The 19,583-nt window shown below is 69.7% G+C and carries 19 protein-coding genes; 15 read left to right on the top strand and 4 right to left on the bottom strand.

Features of this window, described 5'->3' with window-relative positions; translation table 11 throughout:
• Positions 1-83: 83 nt before the first annotated feature.
• Positions 84-692 (bottom strand): DUF4126 domain-containing protein, encoded by a 609-nt coding sequence (locus ON19_RS20310; RefSeq protein WP_043695082.1) that lies wholly within the window; start codon positions 690-692, stop codon positions 84-86.
• 477 nt (positions 693-1,169) lie between these two features.
• On the opposite strand from ON19_RS20310, the gene map reads away from it, so the two are divergent.
• From map to ON19_RS20280, 5 genes are all read left to right on the top strand, one after another.
• Positions 1,170-2,033 (top strand): type I methionyl aminopeptidase, encoded by an 864-nt coding sequence (gene map, locus ON19_RS20300; protein WP_043695076.1) that lies wholly within the window; start codon positions 1,170-1,172, stop codon positions 2,031-2,033.
• A 70-nt stretch (positions 2,034-2,103) separates the two neighbouring features.
• Positions 2,104-3,642 carry a cobyric acid synthase gene (locus tag ON19_RS20295; protein WP_043695073.1) on the top strand — a complete coding sequence of 513 codons (1,539 nt, stop codon included), beginning with the start codon at positions 2,104-2,106 and terminating at the stop codon, positions 3,640-3,642.
• 88 nt (positions 3,643-3,730) lie between these two features.
• A complete protein-coding gene (locus ON19_RS20290; protein ID WP_227954988.1) occupies positions 3,731-4,018 on the top strand; it encodes an AbrB/MazE/SpoVT family DNA-binding domain-containing protein in 288 nt (95 codons plus the stop codon).
• A complete protein-coding gene (locus ON19_RS20285) occupies positions 4,015-4,407 on the top strand; it encodes a type II toxin-antitoxin system VapC family toxin (protein WP_043695067.1) in 393 nt (130 codons plus the stop codon). The genes ON19_RS20290 and ON19_RS20285 overlap by 4 nt, the downstream gene beginning before the upstream one ends.
• A 55-nt stretch (positions 4,408-4,462) precedes the next feature.
• Positions 4,463-5,026: a hypothetical protein gene (locus ON19_RS20280; protein ID WP_043695064.1), complete on the top strand. Its 564-nt coding sequence runs from the start codon at positions 4,463-4,465 to the stop codon at positions 5,024-5,026.
• On the opposite strand, the gene ON19_RS20275 is transcribed toward ON19_RS20280, so the two are convergent.
• Positions 5,006-6,082, bottom strand: coding sequence for an alpha/beta hydrolase (locus ON19_RS20275; protein WP_051169099.1), 1,077 nt, complete (start codon positions 6,080-6,082; stop codon positions 5,006-5,008). The two genes, ON19_RS20280 and ON19_RS20275, sit on opposite strands and share 21 nt — an antisense overlap.
• Positions 6,083-6,381: 299 nt before the next feature.
• On the opposite strand from ON19_RS20275, the gene mqo reads away from it, so the two are divergent.
• The 8 genes from mqo (at position 6,382) to ON19_RS20230 (ending at position 14,061) form a co-directional block, all read left to right on the top strand.
• On the top strand, positions 6,382-7,896 hold the full coding sequence (gene mqo / locus ON19_RS20270; protein ID WP_043695061.1) for a malate dehydrogenase (quinone): 1,515 nt from the start codon (positions 6,382-6,384) through the stop codon (positions 7,894-7,896).
• Positions 7,897-7,915: 19 nt separating this feature from the next.
• A complete protein-coding gene (locus tag ON19_RS20265; RefSeq protein WP_043695058.1) occupies positions 7,916-8,371 on the top strand; it encodes a GNAT family N-acetyltransferase in 456 nt (151 codons plus the stop codon).
• A gap of 153 nt (positions 8,372-8,524) precedes the next feature.
• Entirely contained in the window at positions 8,525-10,525 is a 2,001-nt protein-coding gene (locus ON19_RS20260; RefSeq protein ID WP_051169098.1) for a magnesium chelatase subunit D family protein, read from the top strand.
• 214 nt (positions 10,526-10,739) lie between these two features.
• Positions 10,740-11,354 carry a cob(I)yrinic acid a,c-diamide adenosyltransferase gene (cobO, locus tag ON19_RS20255; protein ID WP_043695054.1) on the top strand — a complete coding sequence of 205 codons (615 nt, stop codon included), beginning with the start codon at positions 10,740-10,742 and terminating at the stop codon, positions 11,352-11,354.
• A 130-nt stretch (positions 11,355-11,484) separates the two neighbouring features.
• Complete coding sequence (locus ON19_RS43890) at positions 11,485-13,218, top strand: cobyrinic acid a,c-diamide synthase CobB (RefSeq protein WP_372478683.1); 1,734 nt, start codon at positions 11,485-11,487, stop codon at positions 13,216-13,218.
• Positions 13,205-13,507, top strand: a complete 303-nt coding sequence (locus ON19_RS20240; RefSeq protein WP_157229765.1) for a hypothetical protein — start codon at positions 13,205-13,207, stop codon at positions 13,505-13,507. The genes ON19_RS43890 and ON19_RS20240 overlap by 14 nt, the downstream gene beginning before the upstream one ends.
• On the top strand, positions 13,494-13,706 hold the full coding sequence (locus ON19_RS20235) for a hypothetical protein (RefSeq protein ID WP_043695049.1): 213 nt from the start codon (positions 13,494-13,496) through the stop codon (positions 13,704-13,706). Before ON19_RS20240 ends, ON19_RS20235 begins: the two co-directional genes overlap by 14 nt.
• Entirely contained in the window at positions 13,693-14,061 is a 369-nt protein-coding gene (locus tag ON19_RS20230; RefSeq protein WP_043695047.1) for a cobalamin biosynthesis protein, read from the top strand. The genes ON19_RS20235 and ON19_RS20230 overlap by 14 nt, the downstream gene beginning before the upstream one ends.
• 206 nt (positions 14,062-14,267) lie before the next feature.
• Here the strand turns inward: ON19_RS20230 and ON19_RS20225 are convergent, their stop codons facing one another.
• Together ON19_RS20225 and ON19_RS20220 are read right to left on the bottom strand one after the other, a co-directional pair.
• Entirely contained in the window at positions 14,268-15,365 is a 1,098-nt protein-coding gene (locus tag ON19_RS20225; protein WP_043695289.1) for an Rv3169 family protein, read from the bottom strand.
• Positions 15,366-15,367: 2 nt separating this feature from the next.
• Positions 15,368-16,498, bottom strand: a complete 1,131-nt coding sequence (locus ON19_RS20220; RefSeq protein WP_043695044.1) for a phosphotransferase family protein — start codon at positions 16,496-16,498, stop codon at positions 15,368-15,370.
• A 273-nt stretch (positions 16,499-16,771) separates the two neighbouring features.
• Between ON19_RS20220 and ON19_RS20215 the strand changes: the two genes are divergently transcribed.
• Both ON19_RS20215 and ON19_RS20210 read left to right on the top strand, forming a co-directional pair.
• Positions 16,772-18,112 carry a DoxX family protein gene (locus ON19_RS20215; protein ID WP_227954671.1) on the top strand — a complete coding sequence of 447 codons (1,341 nt, stop codon included), beginning with the start codon at positions 16,772-16,774 and terminating at the stop codon, positions 18,110-18,112.
• A gap of 108 nt (positions 18,113-18,220) precedes the next feature.
• Positions 18,221-19,579: a hypothetical protein gene (locus ON19_RS20210; protein ID WP_063709468.1), complete on the top strand. Its 1,359-nt coding sequence runs from the start codon at positions 18,221-18,223 to the stop codon at positions 19,577-19,579.
• The last annotated feature ends 4 nt before the right edge of the window (positions 19,580-19,583 follow it).

Here is a 19,583-nt window from a genome sequence, read left to right as displayed (position 1 = left end):
GCGGGCGCAACGGGGCGCCCCGCCCGGCGTGCCGCGTAGTCGACTGGCGCGGCACGCCCGTGACCGATCCCGCTGTCTGGCAATCACTCCGCAACTAATCCTCGGCTACGCGTGCCTGCCGCCCGGCGAGCGCGCCGCCGCCGGCGATAACGACGGATCCGGCTCGCGCAAAAGTACACCAGCGCCAGGCCGAGGACGAGCAGGACCGCCGCGATCACCGCCGCGGCCACCGGGTGGAACACGGCGAGCGTGACCACGCCCGCGACGGTCACGTCCTCGGCGGTGCTGACCACGATGTTGCTGGCGGGCTCGGGAGAAGTGTTGACGGCCATCCGCGTTCCCGCCTTCACCAGATGGCTCACCAGCGCGGCCGTACCACCCACCGCGCCCGCGGCGAGTTCCGAGAGCGATCCGTCCTGTCCGGCCAGCAGCGCCGCGACCACGGCGCCCGCGATCGGCCGCACCACGGTGTGCACCGCGTCCCAGAACGAGTCGAGATAGGGGATCTTGTCCGCCACGGCTTCGATCAGGAACAACACCGCCGCCGCGACCAGGACGTCGGTGCGCTGCAACGCTTCCGGCACCGAATCGGCGAATCCGAACCGGCCGAAGAGCCCGAGCAGCAGAACCACCGCGTAGGCGTTCACGCCGCTGGCCCAGCCTGCGGTGAAGATGAGAGGTAGTGCGGACACGCGCCCATGGTAGGGCGACCGGACGCGCGGCGTCGGCGACCGTCTTTGGGGTCGCACTCGGCGCTGGGCGGATGCGGACGGCGCGGCAGGATGGGCTCGCCTCGACGACGGTGTCCGCGTCGCAGAGCGTGATCTTGTGCGGGGAGCGGGCAAGCGACCAGCCGTCGCCGTGCCCCTCGGTGGCCCGGGACAAGGCCCGCATCCCGCGGGCTGCCGAGCATGCGCCGCACGAGGACCAGTTTGCTCGTCGCGCTGTGCCCGAGCTCCGCGGCGCCCAGTGAACGGTTGTTCCGGCATCGCGACCGCGCTCCTGCCCGGCACACATCGTGGCCGCTCCCCGGATGGCGCCCCGGGATAACCGCAACGAAGGCAGTTGCAGTTCGACGTGTCGATCCGGCGAGGCCGCCCCGGGAGCGCGGGGGTCACCGCAGGGACAGGGAACGGCATCGGCGCGGTGGGCCGATTACGCTGTTCGCTATGTCTGTCCGCACCCGCAAGCCGCTCGTCCCGGGCACGCTGTCGCCCACCCGTGAAGTTCCGCGCGCCATCGAGCGCCCGGAATACGCGTGGAAGAAGACCGCCAACGAGGGACGCGAGCCCTGGGTGCAGACCGCGGAGACGATCGAGAAGATGCGGATCGCGGGCAAGATCGCCGCGCAGGCGCTGGAAGAGGCGGGCAAGGCGGTGGCGCCCGGCGTCACCACCGACGAGCTGGACCGCATCGCGCACGAGTACATGTGCGACCACGGCGCCTACCCGTCGACACTGGGCTACAAGGGCTTTCCGAAATCGTGCTGCACCTCGCTGAACGAGGTGATCTGCCACGGCATCCCGGACTCCACCGTGATCGAGGACGGTGACATCGTCAACATCGACGTCACCGCCTACATCAACGGCGTGCACGGCGACACCAACAAGACCTTCCTCGCCGGTGACGTCGACGAGGAGGTGCGCCTGCTGGTCGAGCGGACCGAGGAGGCCACCATGCGGGCGATCAAGGCGGTACGGCCGGGCCGGGCGCTGAACGTGATCGGCCGGGTCATCGAGTCCTACGCCAATCGTTTCGGCTACGGCGTGGTCCGCGACTTCACCGGCCACGGTGTCGGTCCGACCTTCCACAGCGGCCTGGTCGTGCTGCACTATGACCAGCCCGCCGTGGAGACCATCATCGAGCCGGGCATGACGTTCACCATCGAGCCGATGATCAACCTCGGCGGGATCGACTACGAGATCTGGGACGACGGCTGGACGGTGGTCACCAAGGACCGCAAGTGGACCGCGCAGTTCGAGCACACCCTGGTGGTCACCGAATCGGGGACCGAGATCCTGACCCTCCCGTGACCGGCGGCCGGACCGGACGCGATCCGGTCGGCCGGACGTCCCGGGCGGCCGCGCACCGGACGAGCCCGCGATGAAGGGCGCGCTGCTGGTCGCGGGCACGACCTCGGACGCGGGCAAGAGCGTCGTCGTGGCCGGGATCTGCCGGATGCTGGCTCGGCGCGGTGTGCGCGTCGCGCCGTTCAAGGCGCAGAACATGTCCAACAACTCGGTGGTCACGCTGGACGGCGGGGAGATCGGCCGGGCGCAGGCGCTGCAGGCCCAGGCGTGCGGGCTGGAGCCGAGCGTGCGGTTCAATCCCGTGCTGCTCAAGCCGGGCAGTGACCGGCGTTCCCAGCTGGTGGTGCGGGGCAAGGCGGTCGGCACCGTCGGCGCCGAGGACTACATCCGGCATCGCCGGGAGTTACGGGGCGTGGTGGCCGCCGAACTCGCGGCGCTGCGGGACGAATTCGACGTGGTCGTCTGCGAGGGCGCCGGATCGCCCGCCGAGATCAACCTGCGCGCGACCGACCTGGCGAACATGGGTCTCGCGCGTGCCGCGGGCCTGCCGGTGCTGCTGGTCGGGGACATCGACCGCGGCGGCGTGCTCGCCCACCTGTTCGGCACGGTCGCCATCCTGGAACCCGAAGACCAGCGATTGATCTCGGGGTTCGTCGTCAACAAATTCCGCGGCGCGGTCGAGTTGCTGCGGCCGGGGCTGGAACGCCTGGCCGAACTCACCGGCCGTCCCACCCTCGGCGTGCTCCCATACGCCGAAGACCTCTGGATCGATGCGGAGGACTCGCTGAGCACCCTCGCCGACGCGCCGGTCGGCCGTCCCCGCCCGCCGGTGGGGGCCGAATGGCTGACCGTCGCCGCGATCCGGCTGCCGCGCATCTCCAACTCCACCGACGTCGAGGCGCTGGCCTGCGAGCCCGGCGTCGCGGTGCGCTGGGTGAACGAGCCCTCCCGCCTGGCGGGCGCCGACCTGGTGGTCCTGCCGGGCAGCAAGGCGACGGTGTCGGATCTGCGATGGTTGCGCAGTAGCGGCATCGCCGACGCGCTGCGGGCACGCGCCGCCGTGGGCGGACCGATTCTGGGTGTGTGCGGCGGATACCAGATGCTCGGCACCCGCATCATCGACCCGGTCGAGTCCGGTGCGGGCGCGGTCGACGGACTCGGGCTGCTGGACCTGACCGTCGAGTTCGCCGAGTCGAAGGTGCTGCGTCGTAGCGCGGGGCACGCGGCGGGCGTCGCGGTGCGCGGCTACGAGATCCACCACGGACGTGTCACGCACAACGGTGACCCGGCGTGGCTCACCGTCGACGGCGAGCCGGAAGGCAGTGTCCGCGGTGCGGTGTGGGGCACTCACCTGCACGGGCTGCTGGAATCCGACGAGTTGCGCCGCGATTGGCTCCGCGCGGTCGCCGTGGCCGCGGGCCGGTCGGGTTTCGTTGTCGCCGAGGATGTTTCGGTCACCGAGGTGCGTACCGCCCAGCTCGATCTGCTGGCCGATCTGATCGAAGCCCACCTCGATCTGGCCGCGCTCGAGCGCCTGCTCGCCGAGGGTGCGCCCGCCGGATTGCCCATCCTGGCGACCGAGGCGATCGGCGCGAGCGGCCGTATCGGTTGACGCGCGCCACCCAGCGCCTTACCTTGCAGTAAGGAATTCGGCTCCGGGTAAGGCGTGGGCTGAACGAGCATGGTCGGGTGTGAGGAAGATGGCGGCGGAGAAGAGACCCAGCAGCCGAGGGGGGAACGTGGTGTCGGCGGCGGTCACCAGTAAGGGGCAGATCACGATCCCGATCGATGTGCGCGTGGCGATGGGTTTGCGTACGGGCGTGCGGGTCGCCTTCGTGCCCACTCCCAACGGCACCTATGAACTGGTGCCCGAAACGCGCACGATCAAGTCGCTGAAGGGCATCGTGGGCTGGTCCGGCTCGCCGATCGGCCTGGCCGAGATGAACGAGGCGATCACGGGCAACGTCGTGGAAGGCAAGCCGCGATGATCGGCCTGGACGCGAACGTGCTGATCCGCTACCTGACCCAGGACGATCCGGAACAGTCCGCCCGGGCCAACCAGGTGATCGACGGGCTCAGCGAGAGCAAACCCGGCTACATCACGATGATCGTCCTCGCGGAGATCCACTGGGTACTGCGGCGCGGCTACAAACAGGACCCCGAGGCGGTCACCGACGTGCTGCTCGGACTGCTCGATTCCAGCGAGATCGTCGTCGAACGCGCCGACACCGTGCGTCAGGCGCTGCGCCGGGCCGCCGACGGCGCCGACTTCGCCGACGCGCTGATCCAGCAGCTCGGCCAGGAGGCCGGGTGTGACCTTACCGTCACCTTCGATCACAACGCAGGTGAGCAGGCCGGGATGCGCCTGCTCGCCTGAATCCGCCACCCCGACCGGCCGCCGCGGTGCCCTGATCCGTGTAGCGTGATTCGGCATGGAATCTCGGCAGATCACGGTCGGTGACCGGGCGTGGACCGTGCGGATCGACGGACCGGAATCCCGGCACAGCGTGCTCCTGCTGCCCGACGCCGGTGACGCGGCGGACGTCTTCGATCAGGTGTGCGCCCGCCTGCACACCTCGGATCTGCGCACCTTCGCGGTGGAATCGATCGAGGGTCTCGACCCGGCCGGGGTGACCGCGATCCTGGACGCGCTCGGGCTGCCGTGGGTGAATGTGGCCGGGCGCGGGACGGGCGCGGTGCTGGCTTGGCAGGCGTGCGCACGCGTATTCGGCCGTTTCCAGAGCCTGGTCGTGGCCGATCACGGCCACCCGGCCACGCCCGGCGCCGACGGCACGGTGGCGGACGCGGCCACCGGCCCGGTCGAGGTGCCGACCACGCTGCTGGTCACCAAGAATCTGCCGCGCTCGGTGGCCGACACATCGGGCCGGTTCGTCTACGGCGAATTTCGGGTGGTCGAGGTCGACGTCACCAACGTGGCCACCGAAGCCGACCATGAGCTGGCCACCGAGATCGTGCTACGCACCAGCCTCTGGTGACTTCGCGCCCGCCGCTTCCTGATAGCCCGCGAGCCAGTCGAGCCAGCTGTCGAGCTCGCGGAACGCCTGCGCCAGCGGTTCGGGGCCGGAGAGGAACACGTCGTGCTTGGCGCCGTCGATCGGCACCATATTGGTGCGATCGCCCAGGCAGCCCGACCAGCGCTGGATCTGCTTGACGTCGAGCACCGCGTCGGCCACGTCCACGGCGGGGCCGTACTCCTTGGCGAACTTGGTCATCCGGGAGCGCAGGATCAGCGAGGGCACGCCGATGTCGAGGCCCTGGTGCAGCCGCGCGTGGCCGTTGCGGATGGCGCGCAGCCAGCCGAGCCGCACCGGGAAGCCCTGCAACGGCTTCCAGTCCAAGTTGTAATTCCACTCGCCGGACACCGAGTGGTGCAGGCTGTCGCCGTAGGTGCTGATCTTGCCGCCGCCGGGCAGCTGGACCATCTTCCGGAACCGCCCGACCGCCTTGATGATCGGCGTGCCGACGGTCCGGTAGTACGCGGGACCCTGCAGGTCGAACCACGGGCTGTTGAGCACCACGCCGGTGATGCCCGCGGCGGCCGTCCCCCGGGCACGGTTGAGCCGATCCAGCCACAGCGACACGACCAGCCCGCCGGTGGAGTGCGCGTTGAGCACGACGGGAGCGTCGCCGTTCTCGGCCCGGATGATCCGCAGGGACTCCGCGAGCTCCCGGTCGTAGAAAGCGAGATCCGTCACATAGTGCGGCGTGTGCCCGTCGCGCAGCGACCGGCCGCATTTGCGCAGGTCGAGTGCATAGAACTGGAACCCGCGCGCGGCGAAGTGCTCGGCGAGGTGCTCCTGGAAGAAGTAGTCGGTGAATCCGTGCACGTAGAGCACCGCGCCCGCGGTCTGCTCGACGGCGCCGGTGGGCGTGTAGCGCACCAGTGTGGCAACCACCTCGCCTTCGCCGTCGGGATCGGGACCGAGGGGCAGCGTGCGCTGCTGATAGTGCGGGCCCAGGACGTCGGGGCGCCAGCCTCCGCCATCCGGAGAAGTGCTGACCGGCTCGGCAAGCGACTGTTCGTTCGTCACGCGACCAATCTATTGGACGGCGTCAAGCGCCGACAGACCACGGCCGTCACCCGGCCGCCGAAGTGACGACCATCTCTGTCGCATTCCGCACATTCCACAGGTTCGCTGCGGGGCCGCGGCGTGGTGAGGTGCACAATTGGGCTTAGGTGAACGGCGGGTAACCTGACTCCCGCCATGCCGTTCGGTGCCGGCGGACGCCGGGACCGAGCCACAACCACACCGTGCCCAGGCAGGTCCACCCGCCCGGTGGGCCCGCGCAGAAGGACAAGGAAGTCGATCTACCCGTGCCGAACGCTGCCATGACTGAAAAGACCGATGTAGTACTCATCGGTGCCGGCATCATGAGTGCCACTCTCGGCGCGCTGCTGCGGCAGCTGCAGCCGAACTGGTCGATCTCCCTGTTCGAGCGGCTGGACGCCGCCGCCGCGGAGAGCAGCGATCCGTGGAACAACGCGGGCACCGGGCACTCCGCGCTCTGCGAGCTGAACTACAGCCCGCAGAACGCCGACGGCTCGGTGGACATCACCAAGGCGGTCGACATCAACGAGCGCTTCCAGGTCTCGCGCCAGTTCTGGTCCTACGGCGTGGAGAACGGCATCCTGCGCGATCCGTCCGCCTTCATCAACCCGATTCCGCACGTCAGCTTCGTGCACGGCGCCGACAACGTGGAGTACCTGCGCAAGCGGTACGAAGCGCTGGCGCCGCACCCGCTGTTCGAGGGCATGGAGTACATCGACAGCCCCGACGAGTTCACCCGGCGGTTGCCGTTGATGGCGCGCGGGCGGGACTTCTCCGATCCGATCGCATTGAACTGGACCGACGGCGGCACCGACATCGACTTCGGCTCCCTCACCCAGGAGCTGCTCGCCTACCTCGGCGCCTCCGGCGTCGACCTGGCCTTCGGCAACGAGGTGCGCGACCTGTCCAAGCAGTCCGACGGGTCCTGGCTGGTCACGGTGCGCAACGTCCGCACCAGGGAAACCCGCAGGCTGATCAGCAAATTCGTGTTCGTCGGCGCGGGCGGCGGCGCGCTGCCGCTGCTGCAGAAGGCGAACATCAAGGAGGCCAAGGGATTCGGCGGCTTCCCGGTCAGCGGTCAGTTCTTCCGCTGCGTCAACCCGGCGCTCATCCATCAGCACGAGGCCAAGGTGTACGGCAAGGCCGCGGTCGGCGCTCCGCCGATGTCGGTGCCGCACTTGGACACCCGCGTGATCAAGGGCAAGCCGGGCCTGCTGTTCGGCCCGTACGCGGGCTGGACGCCGAAGTTCCTCAAGGACGGCAAGAACACCGACCTGTTCAAGTCGGTGCGCCCGAACAACATCTTCTCGCTGCTCGGTGTCGGCGTCACCGAGCTCGGTCTGACCAAGTACCTGGTCAGTGAGCTGCTGAAGTCCGAATCGGGCAAGGTGATCACGCTGTCGGAGTTCATCCCGCGCGCCGAGGGCAGGGACTGGGAGCTGATCACCGCGGGCCAGCGTGTGCAGGTGATCCGCCGCAAGGGCGTGGGCGGCGTGCTCGAGTTCGGCACCGCCGTGATCGCCGCGCAGGACGGCTCGATCGCCGGTCTGCTCGGCGCCTCCCCGGGCGCGTCCACCTGTGTCACCGCCATGCTGGACGTCCTGCAGCGCTGCTTCCCGCAGGAGTACGCCGAGTGGACGCCGAAGCTGAAGGAAATGGTGCCCTCGCTGGGCGTGAAGCTCTCCGAGAACCCGGCGCTGTTCCACGAAGTGTGGGATTGGACCTCCAAAGCGCTGAACCTCGTCGACGGCGGCGACAACACGCCGAGGCACGCGGGGGTCGCGGCGAACGCCTAGGTTGTGATAGCAAGGCTCGATGATGTCAACGGTTGCTCTCAAACGCTCATGGGCGCAGGATCTCGATACCGCGACGCTCTACCAGCTGTTGAAACTTCGCGTCGAAGTCTTTGTCGTCGAACAGAAATGCGCGTATCCCGAACTGGACGGGAAGGACCTGCTTCCCGAGACCAGGCACTTCTGGCTCGATGACGAGGGCGAGGTCATCGCCACGCTGCGTCTGTGCGAGGAGCACCACGACGGGGTGAAAAGTTTCCGCATCGGCAGGCTCTGTACCGCGGTGCCCGCCCGCGGGCACGGATACACCACGCGGCTGCTGCAGGCGGCGCTGGCCGAGGTCGGTTCGGCGACGGTGCGGCTGAGTGCGCAGAGCTACCTGATCGACCTCTACAGCAAGCACGGCTTCAAGGTCGACGGCGCGGAATTCGAGGAAGACGGCATCGCCCATGTGCCGATGCGCAGGGGCGGGGAGTGACCGTCCCGCCATTCGCACCCGCTCCGGGCGTCTCCGGGGCGGGTGCGGCATTTTCGCCGGGCCGCCCGCATCGGTTCTGAATCGAAGGGCACTGTCGGGTGGATGTGGGCGCGCCCTTAGAGTTGGGGCGTGTCCGTGTCCCATGCCGAAACAGTGCCGACATCCGACCAGAGCAGTCGAACGCGTCCGGGTTCGGACGGTGACGCGGGATTCCCGTTCTCGGCGGTGGTCGGGCAGGAACGGCTGCAGCTGGCGCTGATCCTCTGCGCGGTGCATCCCGGAATCGGCGGGGTACTGGTGCGCGGCGAGAAGGGCACCGCCAAGTCGACCGTGGTGCGCGCGCTGGCCCAGCTGCTGCCACCCGTGGTGGACGAGACCGGCGCGCGCCCGGCCCGCCTGGTAGAGCTGCCGGTGGGCGCGACCGAGGACCGCGTGGTCGGTTCGCTGGACTTGGAGCGGGTGCTGCGCGACGGGGAGCAGGCGTTCCGCCCCGGCTTGCTGGCCGCCGCCCATCACGGCGTGCTCTACGTCGACGAAGTCAACCTGCTGCACGACCATCTGGTGGACGTGCTCCTGGACGCCGCGGCGATGGGCCGGGTGCACATCGAACGGGACGGCGTCTCGCACTCGCATCCGGCGCGCTTCGTGCTGGTCGGCACCATGAACCCGGAGGAGGGCGAGCTGCGTCCGCAGCTGCTGGACCGGTTCGGCCTGACCGTGGACGTGGTGGCTTCCCGGGACGTGGACGTGCGTATGGCTGTGGTGCGCCGCAGGCTGGACTACGAGGCCGACCCGGCCGCTTTCGCGGCCCGGTACGCCCAGGCCGATCACGAGGTGGCCGAGCGGATCCTCGCCGCCCGCGACCGGGTGGCGCAGGTGACCCTCGACGACGTGGAGCTGCGCCGGATCGCCGCGCTGTGCGCCGCGTTCGACGTCGACGGGATGCGCGCCGATCTGGTCGTCGCGCGCACCGCGACCGCGCACGCCGCCTGGCGCGGCAGCGACGTGGTGACCGAGGACGACGTGCGGGTGGCCGCGGAACTGGCGCTGCCGCACCGGCGCAGGCGCGATCCGTTCGACGAACCCGGCATCAGCGAGCAGCAGCTCGACGATGCCATGCGCGACGCGGCGGAGGAGGTGCGGCGCGAGGAGGAAACGTCCGAGCCGAGCGGTGCGCCCGAGATGGACGACACGCCACGGGATGCCGGGGAGCCGGACGGCGCTTCCGGCGACGACCCGGACGGTGGCCCCGAAGACCCCTCGCCGCCCGACGGGCCGGGCGGCGGGCACTCGCGTGAAGGACGCAGTGGCGCACCGGTTTCCGCCGGTGCGCGGACACCGCGCTGGGAAGTGCCCGGCGTCGGCGAAGGCGCACCGGGGCGGCGCTCCCGCGCGGAATCACGGCACGGGCGGGTGGTGCGTCCGAATACCGACACCTCCTCCGGCCTGCATCTGCTCGGTACCGTGTTCGCGGCCGCGCCGCATCAGCGTTCCCGCGGCCGCGGCGACGGGCCGCTGCGGCTGGCGGCCGACGACCTGCGCGGCGCCTATCGGGAAGGGCGGGAAGGGAACCTGGTCGTCTTCGTGGTCGACGCCTCCGGTTCCATGGCCGCGCGCGACCGGTTGTCCGCCGTCACCGGCGCGGTGGTCACCCTGCTGCGGGACGCTTATCAGCGCCGCGACAAGGTCGCCGTCGTCAGCGTGCGCGGCGCGGAGGCAGAACTCGTGCTGCCGCCCACTTCGTCGGTCGACATCGCGGTGCGCCGGTTGTCCGGGATGCGCACGGGCGGGAAGACGCCGTTGGCCGCGGGCCTGCTGAAGGCACGCGAGGTGGTGCTGCGCGAGCGGGTGCGCGATCCGCGCCGCAGGGCGATGCTGGTGCTGCTCACCGACGGTCGCGCCACCGGCGGCGTCGATCCGGTTCCACGCGCCCGCGTCGCCGCGGGCTTGCTCGCCAAAGACGCGGTCACCTCGATCGTGGTCGACTGCGAACGCGGCATGATCCGCCTCGGCCTCGCCGCGGACCTGGCCCGCGACCTGCGCGGGGGCTATCTGCGCCTGGCCGAGCTGACCGGCGATTCGGTCGCGGACGTCGTGCGCGCGAGTTCCGGGGGTACGAGCGGTATGTCGTTGCGGGCGGTTCGAGCGGCGTGAGCGCGACTTTCGAACGGAAGCGCCCGATGGAGGGCGCCCGGCCGCTCCGATGGCGGCGTTGGGGAGACGCGGTGAGTCGGCGGCGTCCGTCCTACGGGATGCTCGGTCGTCGCCCGACGGGCGGGTTGCGCGAGGTCGCGGCGATTTCTCGTGGCTCCAGGTCTGGCCGCGGTGCACAGGTTCGGAGTGATCCGAGGACGAGCAAGGAGATTCGATGCCCAAGGGTGTTCCGGAGACCGTTCCCGACGACGGGTTGACCACCCGGCAGCGGCGCAATCAGCCGGTGCTCGCGGTGCACACCGGACCGGGCAAGGGTAAGTCGACTGCCGCGTTCGGGATGGCGCTGCGTGCCTGGAACCAAGGCTTCGACGTCGCGGTGTTCCAATTCGTGAAGAGCGCCAAATGGAAGGTGGGCGAGGAAGCCGCCTTCCGCGCCCTGGGTGCGGTGCACGAGCAGACCGGCGCGGGCGGGGCGGTCGAATGGCACAAGATGGGCGAGGGCTGGTCCTGGACCCGCAAACAGGGCACCGAGCAGGACCACGCCGCCGCCGCGCTGGCGGGTTGGCAGGAGATCGCGCGCCGCCTGAAGGCCGAACAGCACCGCTTCTACGTCCTCGACGAATTCACCTACCCCCTGAAATGGGGCTGGGTCGACCTCGCCGAAGTAGTCGACACCCTCCAAGCCCGCCCCGGCAACCAGCACGTCGTCATCACCGGCCGCGACGCACCCCAACCCCTCATCGAAGCCGCCGACCTCGTAACAGAGATGACCAAACTCAAACACCCCATGGACGCCGGCCGCAAAGGCCAGCGAGGCATCGAATGGTGACCGTCGCGAGTGGCACATGGCCGCGGCGAATCGCGAGAGGCCCGCACAGTGGTGTGCCACTCGTGGAGTGGGGGCGGGGATGAGGGCGGTTGTGGTCGCGGCGCCGGCGTCGGGGAGTGGGAAGACGACCGTGGCTACGGGGTTGGTGGGGGCGTTGCGGAGGGTGGGGCATCGGGTGGCGCCGTTCAAGGTGGGGCCCGATTACATCGATCCGGGGTATCACGGGCTGGCGGCGGGGCGGCCGGGGCGAAATCTGGATCCTGTGCTGGTGGGTGCGGAGCGTGTCGTGCCGCTGTATCGGCACGGTGCGCAGGGGTGCGACCTCTCGGTGGTCGAGGGTGTGATGGGCCTGTTCGACGGCCGGATCGACGACCAGCACTCCGGGCCGGTGGCGGAGGGGTCGACGGCGCAGGTCGCGGCCCTGCTGGGTGCGCCGGTGGTACTGGTGGTCGACGCGCGGGGGCACAGTCAGAGCCTGGCGGCGCTGCTGCACGGATTCGCCACCTTCGACAGCGGCGTCCGGCTGGGCGGTGTGATCTTGAACCGGGTTGGCAGCGAACGCCACGACCAAGTGCTGCGTGCCGCCTGCGATCGTGTCGGGCTGCCGGTGCTCGGTTCGCTGCCGCGCCTGGCCGAACTGGAGGTCCCGTCCCGGCATCTCGGCCTGATCCCCGCGGTGGAACACGGCACGGCCGCGACAGCGGCGGTGGCGGCGATGACGGATCTCGTCGCCGCGCACGTCGACCTGCACGCCATCGCGGCACTTGCTCGCTCGTCAGTCACCGGGCCCGCCTGGGATCCCGACGCCGCCGTGCGCGGTGTGGAAGGCGCAGGCGAGGAATCCAGGGTCGCGCCGCTTGGTCAGGGCGGCTCGGGGGTGTCGACTGTGACGCCGTTCGGTGGGGCCGGCTCGGGGGTGTCGACTGTGACGCCGTTCGGTGGGGCCGACTCGGGGGTGTCCACTGTGACGCCGCTCGGTGGGGCCGACTCGGGGGTGTCCACTGTGACGCCGCTCGGTGGGGCCGACTCGGGGGTGTCGACCGTGACGCCGCTCAGTGGGACCGACTCGGGAGTGTTCACCGCGATGCCGCTCGGTGGGGCTGGCTTAGAGGTGCCCGCCGCGACGCTTCTCGGCGATGGCCGTGACTCGTGCGGCCCCGGTGCGGCGCTCGTCGAAGCTGGTGGTGACTCGCGGCCTGCCTACGAGAGCGTCGTCTCCTGCCGCACCGGCGGGGAGAGTCCGGTTGTCGCCGTCGCCGGTGGCCCGGCGTTCACCTTCGGCTATGCCGAGCACCGTGAGCTGCTGGTGGCCGCGGGCGCGCAGGTGGTCGTGTTCGATCCGCTCCATGACGAATTGCCCGCCGGAACTGCGGGTTTGGTGCTGCCGGGTGGCTTCCCCGAGGAACATGCGGCGGAGCTGGCCGCCAATTCCGGTCTGTTGCGGGCGGTGGCCGATGCCGTCCGCCACGGCATGCCGGTGCACGCCGAATGCGCCGGGCTGCTGTATCTCACCCGCTCGCTGGACGGGCACCCCATGGCCGGGGTGTTGGACGCCGACGCCGCGTTCGGGCCGCGCCTGACCCTCGGCTACCGCGACGCCGTCGCACTGGCCGACTCGCCCCTGTGGCGGGCGGGCGAACGGGTCCGAGGACATGAATTCCACCGCACGTTCCTGGTGTCGGCGCCACCGGGGAACCCGGCGTGGGGTTGGCTCGGCAGCGCGGGAGAGCGTGTGCGGGAGGGGGCGTTGATCGGCAACGTGCACGCGTCGTACCTGCACACCCACCCGGCGGGAAATCCCGAGGCGGTGCGGCGGTTCGTCACCGCCGCAGAGCGATTCGCGGGTTCCCGTGTCGTCGGCTGACGTGGTCGTCGGGATCGTCCTGCGACCGCGTGCATCGGCCGACGTGGTCTGCGCGGTGCTGCGCCAGCCGTGTTCGCGGGTTCCCGTGCCGTCGGCTGACGTGGTCGTCGGGATCGGCCCGCGACCGGCCGACGTGGTCCGCGAAGTGCTGCGCGAGCCGGGTTCATGGGTTCCTCTGTCGTCGGCTGACGTGGTCGTCGGGATCGTCCTGCGACTGCGTGCATCGGCCGACATGGTCCGCGCGGTGCTGCGCGAGGCCGTGTTGATGGGTTCCCGTGCCCTCGGCTGAGGTCGTCGTCGGGATCGTCCTGCGATCGCGCGCATCGGCCGAGGTGATCCGCGCGGTGCTGCGCGAGCCGTGTTCATGGGTTCGTGTGTCGTCGGCTGACGTGGTCGTCGGGATCGTCCTGCGACTGCGTGCATCGGCCGACGTGGTTCGCGCGGTGTTGCGCGAGGGCGTGTTGATGGGTTCCTGTGCCGTCGGCTGAGGTCGTCGTCGGGATCGGACTGCGACCCGGCACATCGGCCGACGTGATCCGCGCCGCGCTGCGCGAGGCCGTGGGTGATCACCGGATCGTGTGCCTGGCCACCATCGCGCAGCGCCGCGCCGAACCTGGGCTGATCGCCGTCGCCGCGGACCTCCAGGTGCCGCTACGGTCTTATTCCGCCGCCGAACTGGCGGCCGTCGCGGTCCCCAACCCGGGGAGCCGGGCACGGTCGGCCGTCGGTACACCGAGTGTCGCGGAGGCCGCGGCGCTGCTCGCCGCCGAGGGCGGGCCGCTGGTGTTGGCGAAGCGCGTCGTGCACGGCGTGGTGCTCGCGGCAGCGCTGTACGAGCGGTAGAACCGTCGAGCGGAGGCGGGTTCGGCCTCGAGCGCCGTCGCTGTGCGGAGAGAACCGCGGTACCGAACCGACAGCGGCCGCACTCAGCTCGAGCTCGGTCCCGGCCGCACTCAGCTCAGAAGCACGGTCCCGGCGTGGCTGCCCGCTGCGCTTCGACGGTCTCCTCGGACGGTGGCGGTATAGATCGCAACGGATGGCGTTGCGGCTCAGGGGGCGACCGAGCCCCAGTCGGCGAAGCCGGTGGGGTCGTGGCGGCCGATGCTGGCGTGTTCGAACAGGCCCCAGCCCTCGGCGTCGCCGCAGCGGGCGTGGGCGACATGGTCGGTCACCCCGTAGGGGGTGCGGGCGAGGATCGCCGGGTCGGTGAGGTCGTAGCGGCTGGAGGAGGACCAGTCGCGGCCCTTCCACTGGCCGTGCTGCCAGTCCGGATCGCCGCCGTAGCCGCAGCCGACGTGCAGCGGGACGCCGATGCCCGGCGTGATCTCGATCTCCAGCGGCTTGCCGTCCGGCGTGGTCAACTCCAGTCGCGCCCCGACGGGATTCCTCGTGCCGGAACGGTAGTCGATCGAGATGCGCGGCCAGCCGAGTTGCTCGGTGCGTCCGTCCGGCCAGACTCGGGTCGCGTCGTTGAGGGTGCGCCTGCCGTCCGGCTCCTCCTGCACGATGACCACGACCGCGAATTCCTCGAACCGCAGCGGTACGTACAGCCACCAGAAACCGCCCGACGGTTCGGTGGCCGCGCGCCCGGGCGGCTCGGTTTCGCCGACCGGGCGGATGCCCCACGAGCGGTCCCTGGTTCCGGTCCACACCGCCGGGTCGATCGCGATGTCGTCGCCGTCCACGTGCAGCGTTCCGGCCCACGAACCCACCTGCGCGAACCGGGACGCCTCGATGATCGGCCGGTTGCCCGAGAGAATCAGGTGCGGTTGTTCCTGCACGGCGGGGAAGGCGCCGGTCCAGGTGAGGTCGAAGCCGAGATCGTCGTGTTCGCAGACCACCCGGATGCGCCGCAGCGGCTCCAGCACCTCGATGCGGTAACCGCCGACGCGCTGGTCGAGGCTCCGGTCGCCGAGCGCGTCGGAGAAGCGCACCGCCCGCACCGTGTCGCCGCGGCGTACAGCCGCGTAGGCGTCGGTCACCCCGAGGTTGGGGTACACGCCGAAACCGGTGATCAGCAGGGTGCCGCCGTCGCGGTCGTGGGCGTTGAAGTAGCTGCGGTCGTAGAAGTTCCGATCGCTGGAGGCCACGCGGGCCAGTGACAGCGGGGTCTGGTGGATCGGGTACTCGTCCAAAGGCACAGGCATGGTCAGTCCCATTCGTAGGTTCCGTCGAGCAGCGCTTCCAGGCTTGCCCGGTGCATCACGTAGTCGTCGCGATCCGGAGTGTCGGTGTCCTCGCCGAAGTGGATCATCCTGCGCTTGACCCGCGCCATCACGATCGCGTGCCGCAATGCGGCGTAGACGACGTAGAAATCGAGATCGCGCACCGAATGACCGGTCAGCGCTTCGTATCTCGTCACCACGTCGTCGCGGCGCAGGAAGTCGGGGAGCCCCGGCTGGCCGAAACGGGTGGCCAGATCCTGGAAGAACCGGTGGATGAAGATCATCCAGCCCAGGTCGAGCTCGCGCGGGCCCAGTGCTGCCATTTCCCAGTCCAGCACCGCTACGGGGTCGAAATCACGGTAGATGACGTTGCCGGGGCGGGCGTCGCCCCAGCTGAGCACGTCCGGGCCGGGGTCGGCGGGCCAGTGCTCGTCGAGCCAGGTGAAACTCCGCTCGATCAGCGGGATCTCGAAGCCGTCGTCCGCGAGCGCCCATCGGTACCAGGAGCGCTGCGCGGCGACGTGCCTGCGCAGCGACTCGCCCGGCCCGCTCAGCATCGGGAAGAGCGCCGCGGGATCGGGGATGCCGTGGATCTTCGCGATCACCTCCACGGTGTTGTGCGTGAGCCGGAGACGTTCGGCGGGGCTCGCGTCGAACAGCCAGCCGACGAACACGTACGGGGGGTTGTCCGTCGGCACCCGTCCGTCGATCCGGCGCATCACGAAGAAGGGTGTGCCGAGCGGCTTCGCGTCGGTCTCCAGCCAGCACAGACCGGGCAGCGGCACGTCGGTGGCCGCGGCGACGCCCGCCATCACCTGGTACTGGGTGGCCAGGTCATAGGTCTCGAACACCGGGAACGACCCGGCCTCGGGCGCCATCCGCGCGACGAAGGACCCGCGCTCCGTGCGCCCTCCGGCGCTCCATTCGGCGTCGAACAGGATCGATGTGCTGGACATGCCGCCGGACTGCGGACGCGACAACTCGGAGACCCGCGGCAGCTCGTCGGCGGAAACTTTCGTGTCGAGCCAGCGCGCCAGGTCCCCGGTGAGCGCGTCCAGGTCGCGTTCGCTGACGGTCAGCTGCTGTCGCTGTGCCGGGTCCGGATCGTCGGTCATATCTGTCCTCCTGACACGTGCCGCCCGGCTGCATCGCCCCGATGCCCCGGGATACGCGACTGTAACGCGTTCTAGTTGTTGGCGGGCCGGAACCGGAAGACGAAGGCCGGGCCGGTATCGGCACCCCCGGTGGGGCAGGCACGTAGGCCGAAAGATGTACGCGGAAATCCGGGGTTTTCCCTGAGGTCATCCCATGACCTGGTCGGATACGTTCGGCTCGCGGAAATGTCGGCCGGCGAGGGGAGCGGTGTGAGTACGGTCGGAACGAATGTCGTGAAGCGAAGCAGCGGCGAGGCGCCGGCCGATGCCGAGCGGCGGCCTTGGCGCTTGCCGACCCGGATCGCGTTCCGGTTCGTCTTCGTCTATCTCGGGCTGTTCTGCGTGTTGATGGCGCAGATCCTGTTCGTGTTCACAGGCATTGTGAGCAAGTGGCTGCCGGAAAGCGCGGTCATCTGGCAGATGCGGGCGACGAGCCCGCTGGTCGGCTGGGTCGGCGAACACGTCTTCGGGGTCGACGCCGTCCTGCACGAGGATTCGGGCAGCGGGGACCAGACCGCCATCTGGGTGCTGATCTTCTGCGAACTCGTCGCGGCCGTGGTGATCACGGTCGTCTGGTCGATGCTCGATCGCCGCCGCCCGGACTACCGGACGCTCGGCAACTGGTTCGTGCTGTTCATCCGGCTCTGCCTGGGCGGCCAGATGCTGTTCTACGGTCTCGCCAAAGCCATTCCGTCGCAGATGCCCCCGCCGTCGCTGACCGCCCTGCTGCAGCCGTACGGGACGATGAGCCCCGCGTCGGTGCTCTGGAACCAGGTGGGCGCGGCGCCCGCGTACGAGATCCTGCTCGGTACGGCCGAGGTGCTCGGCGGTCTACTGCTGTTCGTGCCGCGCACCGCGACGATCGGCGCGCTGCTCAGCCTGGTGAGCATGGCGCAGGTCTTCGTGCTGAACATGACCTACGACGTGCCGGTGAAGATCCTCTCGTTCCATTTGCTGCTGCTGTCGCTGGTCGTGCTCGCGCCGCAGGCCCGGCGGCTGGCCAATGTGCTCGTGCTGGAACGCCCGGCCGAGCCTGCCGCGCAGCCCACGCTGTTCGGTTCCCGCCGCGCGAACCGGATCGTGGCGGCGGTGCAGGTCGCGCTGGGACTGTGGGTGCTGATCGGCGGTGTGCACATCGGCTGGCAAACCTGGCGCGAAGCAGGTGGCGGAGCACCGAAACCCGCGCTGTACGGCATCTGGACCGTCGGTGAGTTCACCAGGGACGGGCATCCGGCGCCACCGCTGATCACCGACGAGAACCGCTGGCGGAGGATGATCTTCGACCGGCCCGGCACCACGCTGCAGCGGATGGACGGCTCGTTCGTTCCCGTCGTGGCCGTGGTCGACGAGGGCGCGCACACCATGACGTTGTCGGCCGCGCCGCAGTCGCCGGAAACGCCGCCCGCCCGTTCGGGCGCCTTCACCTTCACCCAGCCGACTCCGAACACACTGTTGCTGACAGGTGAGCTGAACGGAACGCCGGTCACGGTGTCGCTCGACCGCATGGACCTGAACTCCTTCACGTTGCGCAGCCGGGGCTTCAACTTCGTCCAGGAATACCCGTACTTCCGCTGACCCGGGATCCGGCGACCCGAGGACGGGGGAGATCCAGCCGAAACCCGATACGGGCACGGCACTTTTCGATACCTTCGGTCTGCATCGACTCGGACTGGAGGGACCGCCGTGACCGAAGCGATCCTCGATCGGACGGACACCGACACGAAGGCGGAGGATTCCGGTACCCGGCCCTGGCGGGGCGGCACCCGGGTGGCGTTCCGTTTCGGTTTCCTGTACTTCGGGCTGTTCTGCCTGACGTACCCGGCGATCGTCCCGGAATTCCTCGGACTGACGCGCGAATGGCTGCCGGAATGGGTGAACTCCGGTGTCGCCCGAGCGCTGCGCCCGCTGGTCGAGTGGACCGGAACCCAGGTGTTCGGCGCGTCCGTCGCGGCGAACACGGCGTCGATCAGCGGAGACCAGGCGTATTTCTGGGTGCTGGTGTTCGTCGTCCTGGTGGTCGCGCTGCTCGGCACGCTGATGTGGAGCGTGCTGGACCGCAACCGCCCGGACTATCGGGCCGTGCTGCCCTGGTTCCTGCTGTTCGTGCGCTTGTGCCTGGCGGGGCAGTTGGTGGCCTACGGCATGGCCAAGGCCATCCCGACCCAGATGCCGCCGACACCGCTGAGCCGATTGCTCGAGCCGTACGGGAATTTCAGTCCGATGGCGGTGCTCTGGAACCAGATCGGGGTGTCGACGCAGTACGAGATCCTGCTCGGCTGCGCGGAACTGCTCGGCGGCGTGCTGCTGTTCGTACCCCGCACCGCGTTGGTGGGCGCGATGCTGAGCCTGGTGTGCACCACGCAGGTATTCGTGCTGGACATGACCTACGACGTGCCCGCGAAGATCCTGTCGTTCCACCTGATGCTGCTGTGCCTGGTGCTGCTCGCGCCGGAGGCCGGGCGTCTGGTGAACGTGCTGCTGCTGAACCGGCCGGCCGCACCGTCGACCACACCGCCGCTGCTGCGCACGCCCCGAGCCAACCGGATCGCGGCCGCGGTGCAGATCGCGCTCGGGGTGTGGCTGCTGTTGTCGAACGCGTACACCGGCTGGGACCGGTGGAACGAACAAGGCGCTGGGCGGCCGGAACCTCCGCTGTACGGCATCTGGTCGGTCACCGAATTCAGCGCGCACGGCACCCCGATTCCGCCGCTGACCACCCACGAACTGCGCTGGCAGCGCCTGGTCTTCGACCGCGACGGGGCCACTGTGCAGCGCATGGACGGCCAGTTGATCCCGGTGCTGGCCATGGTCGATGCCGATGCGCGCACCCTGGTCATGGTCGCGCCGCCGAGAGCCGTCGGCGCGCAACCGGAACGCTTGGGCAGTTTCGGCTTCGACCGCCCCGCCCCCGAGCGGCTGACCTTGACGGGTGAGCTCGCCGGGCAGCCGGTCTCGATAGCGTTGACGTCGGTCGCGCTCGACGACTTTCCGTTGCGCAGCCGCGGATTCCATTGGGTGCAGGAATATCCGTACTTCCGCTGAGATG

Source organism: Nocardia abscessus NBRC 100374, assembly GCF_000308455.1.
In the GTDB taxonomy this organism is placed as follows: domain Bacteria; phylum Actinomycetota; class Actinomycetes; order Mycobacteriales; family Mycobacteriaceae; genus Nocardia; species Nocardia abscessus.
This window is presented reverse-complemented; position numbering and strand designations above follow the sequence as displayed.